The 15,905-nt window shown below is 39.2% G+C and carries 13 protein-coding genes; 7 read left to right on the top strand and 6 right to left on the bottom strand.

From position 1 onward, the window contains the following. Positions 1 to 78 precede the first annotated feature (78 nt). Both AAV98_RS11295 and pdxR read right to left on the bottom strand, forming a co-directional pair. Complete coding sequence (locus AAV98_RS11295) at positions 79 to 1,638, bottom strand: AbgT family transporter (protein ID WP_060665670.1); 1,560 nt, start codon at positions 1,636 to 1,638, stop codon at positions 79 to 81. A 98-nt stretch (positions 1,639 to 1,736) separates the two neighbouring features. Beyond that, complete coding sequence (pdxR, locus tag AAV98_RS11300) at positions 1,737 to 3,161, bottom strand: MocR-like pyridoxine biosynthesis transcription factor PdxR (protein ID WP_060665671.1); 1,425 nt, start codon at positions 3,159 to 3,161, stop codon at positions 1,737 to 1,739. Positions 3,162 to 3,540: 379 nt separating this feature from the next. Between pdxR and AAV98_RS11305 the strand changes: the two genes are divergently transcribed. The 4 genes from AAV98_RS11305 (at position 3,541) to AAV98_RS11320 (ending at position 6,632) form a co-directional block, all read left to right on the top strand. Next, a complete protein-coding gene (locus AAV98_RS11305; RefSeq protein ID WP_060665672.1) occupies positions 3,541 to 4,632 on the top strand; it encodes an MBL fold metallo-hydrolase in 1,092 nt (363 codons plus the stop codon). Between the two features lie 110 nt (positions 4,633 to 4,742). After that, positions 4,743 to 5,105, top strand: a complete 363-nt coding sequence (locus tag AAV98_RS11310) for a VOC family protein (protein WP_060665673.1) — start codon at positions 4,743 to 4,745, stop codon at positions 5,103 to 5,105. A gap of 184 nt (positions 5,106 to 5,289) precedes the next feature. Continuing rightward, positions 5,290 to 6,078 (top strand): GNAT family N-acetyltransferase, encoded by a 789-nt coding sequence (locus tag AAV98_RS11315; protein WP_060665782.1) that lies wholly within the window; start codon positions 5,290 to 5,292, stop codon positions 6,076 to 6,078. A 107-nt stretch (positions 6,079 to 6,185) separates the two neighbouring features. Further along, positions 6,186 to 6,632, top strand: coding sequence for a DUF4385 domain-containing protein (locus AAV98_RS11320; RefSeq protein WP_060665674.1), 447 nt, complete (start codon positions 6,186 to 6,188; stop codon positions 6,630 to 6,632). 293 nt (positions 6,633 to 6,925) lie between these two features. On the opposite strand, the gene AAV98_RS11325 is transcribed toward AAV98_RS11320, so the two are convergent. Next, a complete protein-coding gene (locus AAV98_RS11325) occupies positions 6,926 to 9,325 on the bottom strand; it encodes a penicillin acylase family protein (protein WP_060665675.1) in 2,400 nt (799 codons plus the stop codon). A gap of 147 nt (positions 9,326 to 9,472) precedes the next feature. Then, positions 9,473 to 10,465 carry an ABC transporter substrate-binding protein gene (locus AAV98_RS11330; protein ID WP_060665676.1) on the bottom strand — a complete coding sequence of 331 codons (993 nt, stop codon included), beginning with the start codon at positions 10,463 to 10,465 and terminating at the stop codon, positions 9,473 to 9,475. A gap of 222 nt (positions 10,466 to 10,687) precedes the next feature. Between AAV98_RS11330 and AAV98_RS11335 the strand changes: the two genes are divergently transcribed. Further along, on the top strand, positions 10,688 to 11,662 hold the full coding sequence (locus AAV98_RS11335) for a FecCD family ABC transporter permease (protein WP_060665783.1): 975 nt from the start codon (positions 10,688 to 10,690) through the stop codon (positions 11,660 to 11,662). Then, positions 11,659 to 12,711, top strand: a complete 1,053-nt coding sequence (locus AAV98_RS11340; RefSeq protein WP_060665677.1) for a FecCD family ABC transporter permease — start codon at positions 11,659 to 11,661, stop codon at positions 12,709 to 12,711. Before AAV98_RS11335 ends, AAV98_RS11340 begins: the two co-directional genes overlap by 4 nt. 206 nt (positions 12,712 to 12,917) lie before the next feature. On the opposite strand, the gene AAV98_RS11345 is transcribed toward AAV98_RS11340, so the two are convergent. Together AAV98_RS11345 and AAV98_RS11350 are read right to left on the bottom strand one after the other, a co-directional pair. Continuing rightward, positions 12,918 to 13,274: a hypothetical protein gene (locus AAV98_RS11345; RefSeq protein ID WP_060665678.1), complete on the bottom strand. Its 357-nt coding sequence runs from the start codon at positions 13,272 to 13,274 to the stop codon at positions 12,918 to 12,920. A gap of 247 nt (positions 13,275 to 13,521) precedes the next feature. Beyond that, the gene (locus tag AAV98_RS11350; protein WP_060665679.1) at positions 13,522 to 14,598 is read right to left on the bottom strand and encodes an acyltransferase family protein; all 1,077 of its coding nucleotides are present in this window, start codon (positions 14,596 to 14,598) and stop codon (positions 13,522 to 13,524) included. A gap of 606 nt (positions 14,599 to 15,204) precedes the next feature. Between AAV98_RS11350 and AAV98_RS11355 the strand changes: the two genes are divergently transcribed. Then, a complete protein-coding gene (locus tag AAV98_RS11355) occupies positions 15,205 to 15,675 on the top strand; it encodes a peptide-methionine (S)-S-oxide reductase (RefSeq protein ID WP_060665680.1) in 471 nt (156 codons plus the stop codon). The last annotated feature ends 230 nt before the right edge of the window (positions 15,676 to 15,905 follow it).

Genomic DNA, 15,905 nt, shown 5'->3' on the forward strand with positions numbered 1-15,905 from the left:
GTTCTCTTCGAAGTCGCCAGCAAGTCAATGGGAAATAGAGTTTTTCCTAGTAGAATTAGATAAGAGCAAAGTATATGTTTATTTCACCCTAATATACGTATCTGGACCAATCGGAAGTCCTAGTAGATACCAAACTACAAACAATAAAATCCAAAAAATCATATATGCAATTGAATAGGGTAAAAGTGCTGATATAAGCGTTCCTACTCCCATTCTGGAGTCATACTTCTTGGCAAACGTTAGAATGATAGCAAAATAGGCAAGCATAGGCGTAATCATGTTGGTGATACTATCTCCAATTCTATATGCAAGCTGAGTAAATGCTGGACTATAATCCATTAGAAGAAGCATTGGTACAAAAACCGGTCCTAAGATGGCCCACTTAGCTGAAGAACTCGCAACGATTAAATTAATCAATGCAGATAATAGAATGAATCCAATTAAAAGTGGAAGTCCGGTTAGTCCAATACTTTGTAGCCATTCTGCTCCGTTAATGGCAATAATTGCGCCGAGGTTACTCCATGCAAAATAGGTGATCATTTGAGCCGCAATGAAAGTTAGAACAATATAGTATCCCATTCCTGACATAGACTTTGTAAGGTGACCTGCTACATCTTTATCAGATTTAATAGATCCTGCTCCAATCCCATATGCTAACGCAGGGAGGAAGAAAAAGAGAAACATAATGGCAACAAGAGAGCTCATAAATGGTGAATTCATAATTTCTCCAGTCTCTTGGTTACGAAGAATCCCGTTTTCAGGAATGATGGTTGCTACTATTACGAGTAAAAACAGTATTGTTGTAATAAATGCCCATTTTAATCCCTTCTTTTCTGAATCACTAAGGGATAATTCTTGTTTTTCCAATGTGTGTACGGTGTCAAGTGTTCCGAGTCTCGGTTCAACGATTTTATTTGTTACCCAGATTGTAACTGGTAATAAAACGAAAGTAGATGCAAAGACAAAATAGTAATTCATGGCGGGGTTTGCTATATAGGATGGATCGATAATTTGAGCACTGGACTCTGTAAAGCCTGCAAGCAAAACATCTAATGACGTAATGATAAGGTTAGCACTAAAGCCACCAGCTACTGCAGCGTATGCGGCCACTAGCCCAACTATCGGATTTTTGCCAAGAGTCAGATAGATTAAGGCGGCAATTGGCGGCAAAACGATTACTGCTGCATCTGCTGCTGCATTTCCTAGGATCGCGATCAATACGATTGTTGGTAGAATTAATTTTTTGGGTGAAGCAAATACTACTCTTCTCATGAATGCAGATACTAATCCAGTTGACTCAGCTAGACCTACTCCAAGCATGATAACAAGAACGAGACCTAGAGGTGGAAAGGAAACAAAGTTGCTAACCATTTCGGTCATAATCCTTCTAATTCCATCTCCGTTAAGGAGATTCACTGCATTCATTGTTTCATTCGTAGCCGGGTTAACCGCGCTCACTCCAAGCTTCGCAGCAATAAAAGAGGATACTAAAATTATCCCAGTAATGATAGCAAATAAAGTTAACACATCGGGAAACTTATTTCCTCCTTTTTCAACGAGATCTAAAAAGCGAGAAACAATTGTTTTCTTTGGTGGTATGTTTAGCTTATTTGTTGAAACTTGATTTGGTAGCGCCATATGCCATCCCCCTTTTTAATATTCTGAATTTTTAATAATAATAAGATAAATCTGCTCCATTTAACAGGGGCAGATTTATCTTTTTTATAGGGGACAGATTAGTTGGAGAACCATACCTTACTCAATTTCCTAATACCTGCATGAATTTCTTCTTCCGATAAAGCACTAAAGCTTAACATAAAAATTTGATTATATAGCGAATTCATCTGCTTATCAGCCAAAAATATGTTCACACTATCTATTCTTATACCATTATGTAAAGCAATATCTTGAAGATTCCGAGAAACTTCTCTTTCTTTCAACTGAATGACAACATGATGTCCTGCCTGATCTCCTAATATATCAACCTTATTACTCATATATTTGTGAAGGCAAGAGACTGTCCATTCACATCTTTTCTTATAAAGTTTCCTCATTCTTTTAATATGCTGACTCCAATAGCCTTCCTTCATAAAAATTTCAACTGTTTTTTGAAGGATACGTGATGTAGTTTGTTGGTAGATGATAAATTGTTCTTGATAAATTTTAACCAGAGTTGGAGGCAACACCATATAGTTAAGACGTATACTTGGAAGTAACGATTTAAAGAAAGTCCCCATATAGATTACTTTTCCATGTTGATCAAGATGTTGTAGGGCTGGAATTGGCTGACCATAATAACGAAACTCACTATTCAGGTCATCTTCTATAATGTACCGATTACCATTCATTGCCCAATTAATTAGCTCTAATCTTTGCTTAACAGGCATCACATATCCCATCGGAATTTGATGACTAGGTGTAACATAAACCAATTTGGCCTCGCTATCTTCTAGCGCTTTTAGATCAATTCCTTTAACTCCTACTGGAATCAATTGCACATTGTAGCCGAGTAACTCAAATACCTGTCTAGCTGCATAATACCCAGGGTTTTCAAAAGCTACGGTTTGACCATCAATGCCAATCATCTGACAGAGTAAGTTTAGTAAATATTGAGTATGAGATCCAATAACTATTTGTTCCTCCGTACATTGAACCCCTCTTGACTGTCTGATATAAGAAGCAATTTCTCTCCTCAGACCAACCTCTCCTTGAGGGTGACCAAAGAAGAAAACTTCTTCATGCTGCTCCTTCAAACATTGATTAGTGATACGCTTCCAAACTGATAGAGGAAAATGATTCGTGTCGACGCGATTTCCTGAAAAATCAAATTCTATCTCGCAAAAAGGCTCAACTTCTTTACTGACTTCTGTTTCTTCAAGGTTCACCAGCTGTCCTTCAAATAAATCCGTATGGAGTTGTTGAATGTAATAACCACTTCTTTTTTTACTAGAAATATAGCCTTCTGAATCTAGCCTCTCATACGCAGCCTCTATTGTATTTCGGCTTACTGATAAAAGTGAAGACATATAGCGAACAGAGGGCAATTTCTGATTAGCCTTCAAGGATCCATTCAGGATTTCTTCCCTGATGCCATTATAAACTTGTTCATAGAGTGGCATATTCGACTTCTTATCTATAGGTATTAACACCTCATTCAACATAACTCACCTCATTTAGTAACATCTTTCTCTTTATTTACGATATTCTTATTTTATTTTGTATTAAGGTGTCTGTCACCACCCAGATTTCTGTCAAATAATTAGGCAATTCTAGAGTGGTGAAAGGCATGTTAGAGAATCTTTTTTCAATAAGATTAGTTTTTTCAACGGGACAGATCACCTTATATATCATGTAGTAGATATAATAGCAAAAAATGATAGGATCTAACTTATATTCATACTGATCACCAAACAGTTAAAGTTAAGGATTCTTCTTTAGGTGCTTCCAAGAAACCGTAGTATAATGAATGTCATGCTAACAAATCTGGTACTATTATGATAAATAATTACTTAGAAATAAGAGGAAGGACTATAAAAAATAATGATTTATTTGTTCATATCTTTCATGATATTAATGGTGGTAGCCTCGTTCATAATCTTCCATCCAGTATTCGGTGGAAATCCAACTAGCGAGCAGAAAAAACAATATACTAAATTTGATAATTATGTGAATGGGAAGTTTGTTAATCAAGTACCTACTAAGATGACAATGAATGTATCTGACTTCTTCTCCATGATGAAAGATTCTTTTTTTGGTGCCAAAGATCGTAAACCTGCTGGTCCATTGCCGATTTCTCCGATTGATTGGAACAAAATAAAGAGTGAAGCAGATAGTGTAACTTGGTTTGGGCATTCAGCTTTTTTAATCAGTCTTGACAATAAAAAAATGCTGGTGGATCCGATGCTTGGTTCCGTTGCGTCACCATTTTCTTTTATAGGTAGTAAAAGGTACAGTGAAGATATGCTGCATATTTTGGAGGAAATGCCGCCAATTGATGCTGTTTTTATTAGCCATGATCATTATGATCACTTAGATTACCCATCTATCCGAAAGTTAAAGGATAAGGTTGGCCATTTCTTCGTTCCTTGTGGTGTAAGTGCCCATTTAGTTCGTTGGGGAGTTTCAAAGGACAAGATAACAGAGCTTAATTGGTGGGATGAATTGGAGTTTCAAGGTCTGACGATTAGCTTAACTCCATCCAAGCACTTCTCTGGGAGAGGGTTGTTTAATCGAGATACGACTTTGTGGGGTGGTTGGGTAATACATGGGAAACAGACCCGTTTTTATACAAGTGGAGATGGTGGCTATGATGCTCATTTTAAGGAAATTGGAGAAAAATACGGTCCATTTACTATCTCGTTAATGGAAGGTGGGCAATATGACCGTCGCTGGTCATGGGTTCATATGACACCTGAAGAAGCGGTACAAGCCCATCTAGACGTAAATGGGGGAGATATGATGCTCATTCATTGGGGAGCTTTTACTCTTGCTTATCACGGTTGGACAGAACCTATTGAACGTGCTGTAACGGAGGCAAAAAAAGCGGATCTTAATCTCTTGTCTCCTCGAATTGGTGAGACAATCCTATTAAACGGAGAGTTAACAACCAATAATTCGGAATGGTGGAAATAACTCAATAAATTATCTTTTGGAGAATAAAACGACCCAAAAATATCGTACTGTTCCAAGAAACAGGTGTAAAAAAGGTATACTAGTAATACGAACCATTTAGGAGGAGAAATATGATTACTAATATAGGTACTGTTGCTGTATATGTGGAAGACCAGCAAAAAGCGAAGGAATTTTGGACAAGAAAAGTTGGCTTTGAGGTTATTGCGGAGCATCCTATGGGACCTGAAGCTTTTTGGTTAGAAGTTGCTCCAAAAGGTGCTCAAACGCGTCTGGTAATCTATCCGATACAAATGATGCAAGGGTCAGAAAATATGAAAGCATCGATTGTATTTGAATGTGATGATGTTATGAAGACGTATAATACCATGAAAGAAAACGGTGTAAGTTTTAAAGGGGAACCAACAGAAATGCAGTGGGGTACGTTTGTGCAGTTTAGCGACGAAGATGGAAATGAGTTCTTATTTAAAGGTTGAGTAGGCAAGGACAGGTACATGAAATTACCTGTCCTTCTTTTTTTTGCTAAGGTTTTCTGGTACCCTAGCTCCGATTCCGTCGTAATGTGTCATATTATAGATAAACGAAAAAATAATAAAGGGATTTATGGTTGGGATGTGGAAAGGAGAAAATAGTAAAAAATCAGGAATAGGCGGGAAGCAGATGGATGTAGTCAAGCAGTTAGAGGAACTAAATTTCGCCCTTTTACAATCTTTTTCTAATAGAAAAGACTTACCGTGGGGTGTCATGTTCTGGAATGAAGACCAACCAGACTATTATGATGCCAATCATGCCCGGGTAAGTGAATCACCAGATCAGCCGGAAAAGATAATCGATGAGGTGATTTCTTTTTATAAACAAATACACGTTACACCTAGATTTTATTTATATAACATAGAATCTTTGACCTCCTTTATCCATCTATTAAAAGAGAAGGGCTTTCAGTTTGAAGATTTTCCGGAGCTCATTCAGCAATGGGATGGAGAGGTGACCCCATTAACAGTGAATAAAAATATCACGATTGAGAAGGTAACCGCTACGAATTATGCAGAAGCGGTAGAGGTGGAATGTCAGATAGAGGAATTTGGAGGGAGATCCGTCCGAGAAAAAGCCTTTGAAACGGAATTTAACGATAGTCGTTATACGCATTTCCTATTAAGGTATGATGGAAAGCCGTGTTCCACAGCTTGCTTATTTGTTCATGAGGATCAAGGGCGCGTAGAAAGTGTCGCGACCATCGAAGCCTATAGAGGTAAAGGGTTAATTGGTTTATTGCTACAACGTATTCAACAAGAAGCCCAAACCCTTCAATTAGAAAAACTTTGGATTTACCCCATCACGAAAAGAGTCGAAAAGGTGTATAGTCGTTACGGTTTTTCTAAAGCCTTAACCATACAGACAGGTCATGCATTTCTAGGTGGGAAAGGAATTAAAGAGATTCAAGGACGTTAGAAAGAGAATTGTTTCTCCTTTTTAGCAATGAAAGATGTTGCTATGGAACTCACTGTGCATACTAAAAGCCTGCCAAGGGTAAACCTCAACTAAAAAGGATGATCTCTATGGCTTTCGATTATGATTTGGACTTTGAGAAAATAGACTTTCGTAAGAATCCTGAACTGTATAGGGTTGGCAGGGGAGAACAGGGCGTTCTTCTGGTGGAACCTTATAAAAGTGAAATCTTGCAGCATTGGCGCTTTAAGAACCCGGAAATTGCGGAGGAGTCATCCGATAAAATCTATCAGATGTTTCTTGATTATAAGGAAAAAGATGATTTTGTCGGGATGGACATGGCAAGGAAATTCCTGCAGATGGGTTATACACGAGCCCGCCGCTACACTAATTATAAAGGCGGAAAGAAATATGACGAGAATGGCAAGGTAAACGAAAGGAAGATTGACCCCGTTAAAGCTGAATCAGCGGCCATTTTCAAGGAAAAATGGAAGCTTGCGAGAGAGGATAAGGAATATCTTAAAAGCAAAAAAGATCACCAGCAGAAATATGGATAAAGAAGAGCAGCAGCAGGGCAAGGAATAGGTTTTGCTCCTATGCTTTGCTATTAAAATTGTTGATTTTTGCAGCAACCTAGCTGTTGATTGGAGCAAAAGGCGAGGACTCCTGAGGGAGATAGCGCTAGGTGGAGACCCCGCAGGCGTAGCCGAGGAGGCTCACGTCAGGCCCTAGGAAAGCGAAGCCATTTGCGGAAATAAACAGCGGTGTTTAACAAAGCCTTTAAAATAAATAGTAGAAAAGCGAGTAAACTAGATAATTAAGTTTACTCGCTTTCTATATGCTTTACTATTTATTTTGGCTGTAAAACTAGCACCTTAGCTTCCTCGCGATACTCATCACTCATCAATGTCTGATGATATCTTCCTTCCGTCCAATCATACATCTGGTCATGATACCAAGGACTCATCACATGCCCTGACTGACCTGGACCGACAACATTATAGCTCTCTAGGGGATTTTTCATGTCCACAATTGTTCTCCAGGCGGCACCGTGGTTTACTTTTCCAGTTTCACTATTCCAGCCAGCAGCTCCAACGGTCACCCTACTTCCTCTCATTGGAATAGACCCTTTTCGGTTGAAGAGGAGGTGTAAAGGATTCACTCCCGACAATGGATGAGAAAACTCGGCGGCATGCACTTCTCCCCATTTCCAATTAGCGGGCTTTTCTCCTTGGAAGTCAGCCGCTCGATTAACAGCATTTGTTAGAGATTCCTGCACAACGTTTTGTAAACCGCCTTTTTCCGTAATCCAGATTCCTGCCTCTCCTTGATGTGCTTCCCGAATCAGTTGGTCTACCACATTTCCTTTTCCTGCAAAGAGTTTTAGCACGTCTTCACTAATCTCATCATGAAACAACAAGTTAGCGATCTCTTCCATCCAAAAGTGGAAGAGTAGGGGAGCAGCTAAATCAGTGCTATCTGTGAACTCCCAATTTTTAAATGTTTCAATAGCCTCTCTATCCATTTCTCTAAGTTTAGAAACATCTGTATTCTTTAATAGTATAGGGACAAACTCTTCGGCTTGGAGATTATAATGGTCGAATTGAAGTTGCATCATGTCATCTACATTTAACTTCTCTTTAGATTCTAGAACGTCTTGAATTCTTTGCTGACGGTATGGTTGAGCCCAAATGTTCGAAATATGGTACGGATACTCCTCTCCCGCCACTTTGTAGTTTGCTGTTGCAATGTAACCTTCTTTGGGGTTTACAACGGTTGGAAGCTCATCCCACGGTATATATCCTTCCCATTCATATTCATCCGTCCAACCTGGTACCGGAAGTAAGCTATCTCCTTTCTTTCGAATGGGAATAAGTCCATTCGCGCGGTATGCTATCGTTCCATCTGTAGAAGCAAAGACGAAATTCTGCGCTGGTGTGTGAAAGTATGTTAAAGCTTCTTTAAACTCCTCCCAGTTGGTTGCTTTGCTAAATTTGAGCACAGCTTCGAGCTCCGTGGAAGGTTCTAGTGCCGTCCATTTCATAGCAAGTGCGGTATTCGCTTCTTCGTAATGTGCGAACTCAGACATAATGGGGCCGTGTCTTGTCACTACTACCTCATAATCTAGTGGATTTTCATCTTTAATAAAAATCTTTTCCTCTATTATTTCAGCTGGCTCCCATTTGTCGTTATACAAGAATTCATGCTTGTTATCTGGATTGCGTTTTTCTATGTAGAGATCCTGTACGTCCGGTCCAACGTTCGTCACACCCCAAGAGATTGCTTCATTTCGGCCAAGTATAATACCGGGAATTCCTGCAAAAATGACACCACTAACGTTAATGTCTGGGGATTGCAAATGAGTTTCATACCATATTGCAGGAGTTGCCAGTCCAAGATGAGGGTCATCTGCTAATATCGGGAAGCCGGATTCAGATCTTTCACCACTTACTACCCAATTATTACTCCCATTAAATTCGTGTGGGATAACCGCTCCTGCAAAGCTTTTTCCAATATCAATGGTAGAGTCTTTTACTGCTTGGATAATGGTAGGACCATCTTCCGGATAGCTTGGAAAAAGTTCTAGCGCTTTGTCCTCAGGGAAGTTTTGAATGAGATGATGACGAAACGCTTGCCCTTCCCAATGCCCTCCAAGGTCAAAGGCCATGTATTTTCCAATCGTAAGAGAATCCAGTTCAGACCACTCTTCTGGTTCATACCCCAATATTGTAAATTCAATAGGTAGGGTTTTGGCTGTTTTCGCCTGTTTAATATACTGATTCACTCCTTTTGCATAGGAGGCTAATGCGTTCCTTGCTTCTTCAGAATAAAGATCGAGCGACTTTTCTGCAGCTCTTCTTAATCCTAATGTTCTAAAAAATTTATCCCGCTCAAGTGCTTGTTTGCCTACAATCTCACTTAACATACCGGATGCTTGTCTTCTACTTAAATCCATTTGAAAAATTCGATCTTGTGCTGTTACATAACCTTGTGTAAAGAATAGGTCATGCTGATTTTTTGCTTCGATATGAGGGGTACCTGCCTCATCCCGGTAGACGCTAACTACTTCTATTAGTCCACTTACTTCAATCTTCCCTTCTGTTTGCGGTACACTCTTATTTAGAAGCCAAAACAAGTAACTAAATGCCACAATAGCAAGAAATAGAATGATTAATGCTACCGATATAGTGACTTGCCATCGTTTTTTTCTAGGCCATATTCGAAACTTTTTCTTTATTACAACCTCCAAAGCCTAACCCCCTTTTTATAAAAGCGCTTACAACTACCCGATAAGCATTTTGATATTTTTGAATAGTTAGATTTATTATAGCATGGGTTTTTACAACCAAGGGCATAAAAAAAAGTACGGGGGGAAAACCCGTACCTTACTTAATCATTATTCAGCTGAGAAGATTTCTTCAATCTCATCTAGCATGAGATTTGCAGCTTTTACACCACCAGCAGTGTTCCAGATGATGTCACTTACTTTGTGCGCATTTCCTTCTTTAGCAGCAGTTAGGTTTTGCCAAAGTGGATCGTTGGTCCATTCTTCTTCTATTGCAACTGAATCTGCATATGTGAAGTAAAATAGTTTATCTGCATCCATTTTAGGAATCAATTCTTTGTCTACTTCTACAGCAAAGTTACCCATTTTGTTGTCTGCTGTAAATAGTTCTTCTTGGTGTGCCGCACGTTTGAAACCAATTTGGTCAAGAACAACTCCAGAGAAAGAATCAGTCCAGTAAATACGTGTTGGACGAGAGCTGAAACGAACTACAGAAACTTCTTGGTTTACTTTATCTCCAAGCTTTGCTTTTAGATCTTCCACTTTCTTATCATATGCAGCAATTACTTCTTTTCCTTTTTCTTCTTGATTCAAAGCTTTAGCATATAATTCAAAGTTAATTTTCCAATCACCAGCCAGGTCCTCAGCGAAGACAGTTGGAGCAATTGCATTTAATTGATCGTACATTGCTTCTTGGCGGACTTTGTTACCGATGATTAAATCTGGTTTTAATTCTGCAATTTTCTCAATGTTTACTTCGATTTCATCCCCAACAACTTCAACGCCTTCCATGTCCGCGCTGATGTGCTCATACCAAGGATCTTGATCCCAAGACATTACAGCACCTATGGGTTTTACATCAAGTGCCAATAATGCTTCAGTTCCTTCGTTCGTTAAGATAACTACACGCTCTGGAGTTTTCTCTAATTCCGTCGTACCCATCGCATGTTCGACTGTATAGTTAGTAGGTTCTGTTGTTGCTTCCGTTGCTTCATTAGAATTGTTTGATGAATTGTTTGAAGCGTTGTTATTCGTATTACCGCAAGCAGCCAACACTAATAGTGTTAACATTGCTATAGCTAATGACCAAAATTTTCTTTTCATTTCTTTTATCCCCCTGTGCTAATTATGTATAAATAATGTTGATAATCATTATCAACTACTTATCACATTCACTATAATATGGGAAGATCAATTTACTGTCAATATTAAATTGAAAATAATTCTCATTATCATTGACGCTTTTTTTAATATCTTCTAAACTGGTAATAGACATAAATTAGGATGGTAGAAAAAGTGAGTAGAATAGTTGATTGGAAAAGTATAATGAAATTTATAGTAGTAACTTTCCTGCTCCTCTTGTTAATGGGGATGAGCATTGTCTTAGGGTATACAGATACAACGGTTAAGTTAGCTTATGAAGCATTTACCGCCTTTAATGGAAGTAATGAGCATATCATTATTCAATCGGTCCGCTTGCCAAGAGCGCTAATTGCCGCATGTGTTGGCGCCTCTCTGGCTATGGCGGGTGTGTATATGCAAACCTTGACGAAGAACCCTTTGGCATCTCCTGGCATACTTGGGATCAATGCAGGGGCAAGTTTTGCGGTAGTGTTTGTCATTTCCTTCTTTAACGTGGCAAACTTGAATATTTTCACATGGGTATCCTTTTTGGGAGCTGCCGTTGCTGCATTAGCAGTATATTTTATTGGGGGAATAGGAAGACAAGAATTGACCCCTATGAAAATAACCCTTGCTGGGGCTGCGATTACTGCACTTTTTTCCTCTTTTACACAAGGCATATTAGTGACGAATGAAGCTGCACTAGATGAAGTCTTATTTTGGCTATCTGGATCAATTCAAGGGAGAAAGCTGGAAGTATTGGCATCTGTCTTTCCCTATTTATTAGGTGGATGGGTGTTGGCGCTGATCCTAACCCCGATGATGAATGTGTTGGCAATGGGAGATGATGTCGCAAAAGGCCTTGGGGTCAAGGTTGGAATCTTGAAACTACTAGTAGGTGTTCTTGTCATTCTACTTGCTGGTGGATCGGTTGCCGTGGCAGGACCTATCGGGTTCGTTGGAATGGTCATACCTCATATTGCGCGTCGTATTATTGGTACTGATCATAGATGGCTCGTACCTTTTGCTGGTTTACTAGGTGGCGTTCTTCTCTTGGCAGCTGACATAGGAGCAAGGTATATTGTCATGCCACAAGAGGTGCCAGTAGGTGTCATGACCGCATTTATCGGGACACCGTATTTTATATACATAGCAAGGAAGGGGTTTAACAAAGGATGAAGGGATATCGTAGTTTTCGGATTGGTAAGGACAAGGTATCCCTGCTTTTAGATCAAAATGCACTTTTAAAACTTGGAATACTTGTCATGATCACGTGTATTATTTTTATTGTGAGTGTTGGATTAGGAGATCTTCGCATCCATCCTTTTACGGTTGTAAATTTATTTTTTGGAGGAGGATCAGAGCTCGAGCAGCTCGTTGTCTTTGAATTTAGATTACCGAGAATCATTGCCTCTGTGTTAGTCGGAATGGCATTAGCGGTAGCAGGGGGAATTTTGCAAGGAATGATCCGGAACAGCCTCGCTGCTCCGGACACAATAGGTGTAACCGCAGGTGCCGCAATGGCCGTTGTCGCCTTTCTCTGGCTTTTTAGCGACGATAATTACTCTTTATTCGTCAGCATCAAATGGCTGCCTGTTGCCGCTTTTCTTGGAGCTTCTCTAGTAGCGATTGCAGTCTATTTCCTTTCCTGGAAAGACGGGGTAACTCCCGTTCGACTGATCCTTATTGGAATAGGGATATCTGCATTGATGCAGGCGGGAACGACCACGTTTATGGTGCTAGGTCCCATTTATATGGCTAGTCAAGCGAACATATGGATTACAGGTAGCGTTAATAGTATCACATGGGAGGATGTAAACGTGCTTCTTCCTGTCACCGTAATCCTCCTAATTTTGGCTTTCCTCTCCGCGCGGAATGTAAATGTTCAGTCCTTAGGGGAAGATATAGCTACTAACGTAGGAAGCGCGGTACAACGTCAACATTTCCTGCTACTCATGATTAGTACAGGATTAGTAGGTGTATCAGTTGCGTTTGCTGGTGGTATAGGATTTGTCGGACTGATGGCACCACATATTGCCCGCAAACTGGTAGGTTCCTCGTACGGAGCACTACTTCCAGTCGCAGCTTTTATCGGTGCCATCCTTGTAATGGTGGCAGATTTAATTGGACGGACCATGTTCTTACCTTCCATTGTACCTGCAGGGGTCTTTACAGCAACCCTTGGTGCACCATACTTTATCTATCTTTTGATGAAATCGAAAAGGTAAGATAAGGGGACAGGATCATCATGGGATATATAAGCATTGGTCTACACGGAGGTTTACTTATTGATTTGACTGTGAAACTAAGCTGAAGTTAATGTTTCTTTAGGAAGTTTACTATATCTAAACAAAAAGAAAGTTTGATAAGTACAAAAGGGACGGTTAGCTGCTACCCTAGCAGTAAAACCGTCCCTCTGTGTTTGAACTTAGAATCAGCGGTCACATGTAATGACGACAAATTCTCCTGGCCTCATTGATACCGTTTGTGTTGGCGGGCCACTTACTCTTCTTTCGCAATATACATCCAATGTGGTTAAGCCGCAAAAGATTCTAACATACTCTTCTCCACATAAGTTTACGTCTGGTAATCTTCTCGTTGGAGCCCCAAAAATAGGCAAGCAAAACACAACGCCAATCTCTCCAGGTCTTAAAACCTCTTGGCTTGCAAGCGATGTTCTACTTCTGCCTTCTTCATCGACAATGGTTATTAAATGCCCGCCTAAATGAGGGATGTTACAGATATTCCCCAATAAGCTATTCTTGATAGATGTTACAATATTTTCATCCATCTCTTAAACCTCCTTATTATTTTCATAGATTCATAGATATCATATGCATGTTGAGAGAGTTTGATAGGGCATTCATTGACTTGCATATAAAAACGGGCCTTTTTCTTATTGCGATATGTTAGTTCGTTTATTAGGAATACGGATGAAGCGACAGGAAAATTGAAATCGCTTTTGAAGTAATAATGGAAATAAAAAATGGCCCTCTAAGGGCCATTTTTTTCCTATAGAATGCAAGAATTGGCGGTCTTTACTTCGCCCCCAATAAAGTTTTTACAACGGCAAAGCGTTTGATGAAAATAAAAAAGATTAAAACAATAGAGAGGAACGTTAATAGGTTAATGAGAATAAATTGAGACCATATAGAAATAGATAATTCTTGCATATAGAACCCGATTACCACAATCAGCGTTTGATGAAGTATATAAATGGTAAACACCTTCTTATTCACAGATGAAATCCAGTTATTCTTTTTGTTTATATACGTTTTGAAATAAGCAAGAATGGCAAACATCCATGCAAAGGTGGTGATGGACTGTAGCAAGGTGAATAATACGAGTGGAGTATCAAAGCCGTTTGTGATGTGTTGCCAATAGAGGAATAACACAGCACTCATGCCTACGATCGCAAGGATCAATAGGCGACCTCGTTCTTTCACCATCATGCGCTCTAACTCTGTTTCTTTTACGATGCATGCACCATAGAGAAAAAAAGTAAAATAGTAGAATGGGTTAAATTCCATGCCTAATAAGGCAATATCCGTAATGAAAATAGGGATAATCAATACGTATAAAAGCCATGAAGGGGTAGAAGACGTTATCATACTTTCCTTTTTTTGTATAAAACGAAAGACCGCTATGCTTATTAGCGAAAACACGACTAAAAATAAAATGAACCACATGTGGGCCGGCGTAAACGTACCAGTAAATCCGTCAATTTGAGAAAGATCAAAGGTAAAGAAGGTGGGATAATACTCCCAATAACTTGTAGTAGCAGGAATGATTCCTTTACTTAAGGCGGCATAATATCCTTGAGGGGGAACGATTACCAATACAGCAAAGATAAAGGGAATGAGCAATCGTTTTAGTCGGTCATGGATAAAGGCTCTGTTGCTTCTAGAACGTAGTATAAAATAGGTTCCGACACCAGAAACCAAAAAAAGAATTGGCATCCGCCATTGTGACAAAAAAATAGCAAACAATTGAAGGATCATGCTTTGATCATCTTTTATGTAGAACGGGTAATAATCATAGATTCTTGCGGTGTGAAATGGAATGAGCAATAGTATGGCTACTATCCTTATACCATCTATATAGTGTTTCCTCACGTACCTTATCCTCCCTTTTTTCAAATGAAACGGCTCCTCAGTGAAATTTAAACGTTATCTCCTTGAATTTCTTGTAGAATCATGTACCCTCTCCATCCATAGATCTTGGCATTTTACAGTCAGTACCTGCACGATAAGTGTCATAAGAAGTTATAGAGTCAGTCATTTCATCTAATTCATTAGAAACAAAATACACTGCTAGTGATATACTTACTAAAAAAGACAATCAAGCTTCTTAACAGCTTTATGTTTGCCATGGAGAATGCTCTCATCCAAGTAGTCTTACAATAGTTTATTTTAAATTCTAGTCAGCCCTAATAATACCAATATATCTCATAATCTACCTTTGAGATATAGGATTATTATAGAGAAAATAGTGACATAAAGGAATATGAAGGTAAACGTGTTAATTTCTATACCAGAAAAGAGAATTTTCCTTTCCATATCTTGTTTAGTGAAAGGTGGCTCTAGGATTTTATAAAACCTGTATATTTCACTACTGCTTGAATGCTATCTTAATAATTAAGTAGGTAAAACTTTAATGAATTGGACAAGAGAAAAAAAGGTTTATGATACTTGTCCCTTTAATCATGAGGGGGAGACAACATGGAAGTAATTTATTTCGCTGGTGGATGTCTTTGGGGCGTGCAGGCATATATAAAGACGTTGCCTGGTGTTATGTTAACGGAAGCGGGAAGAGCGAATGGCACAGGTCATACCCTTGAGGGAAAGTATGATGGGTATGCGGAGTGTGTAAAAACGGAGTTTGATCCGGATCTTGTAAATGTAACGAGATTAATGGAATACTTCTTTGAGATTATTGATCCGTATAGTTTGAATCAACAAGGTCAGGATGTGGGGGAGAAATACAGAACGGGAGTGTATAGTGAAAATCCTAAACATTTGGAAGCAGCACGAGCGTTTATTCGTAATCGAAGCGATTGGGACCAGATTGTTGTGGAAGTTTTACCTCTCTCAAACTATGTGAGAAGCGCTGAAGAGCATCAAGACAGGTTAGCTAGATGTCCGGATGATTATTGCCATATTCCAGAAGAGTTGTTGCGGAAATATAAGTAAGATTCGTGCGAGGGGACGTTCCATTCGACTGACTCCACTCCAACCTTCATGGAAAAATGTATTTTGGCACGAACTTTTATAAAAACCTCTTAAATGAACTATACTTTAACGCTGCGGTGACCTCACAAAAGGTCATCTTATTTTTTGACAAAAAACACTCCTGTAATTGGTAAGTAAACGCAGTTCAAGCTTCGTTTCAAACAAAGTTATCTTTACTTTCTGAAGCATAT

Source organism: Bacillus sp. CHD6a (assembly GCF_001293645.1).
Taxonomy (GTDB): Bacteria; Bacillota; Bacilli; order Bacillales; family Bacillaceae_I; genus Sutcliffiella_A.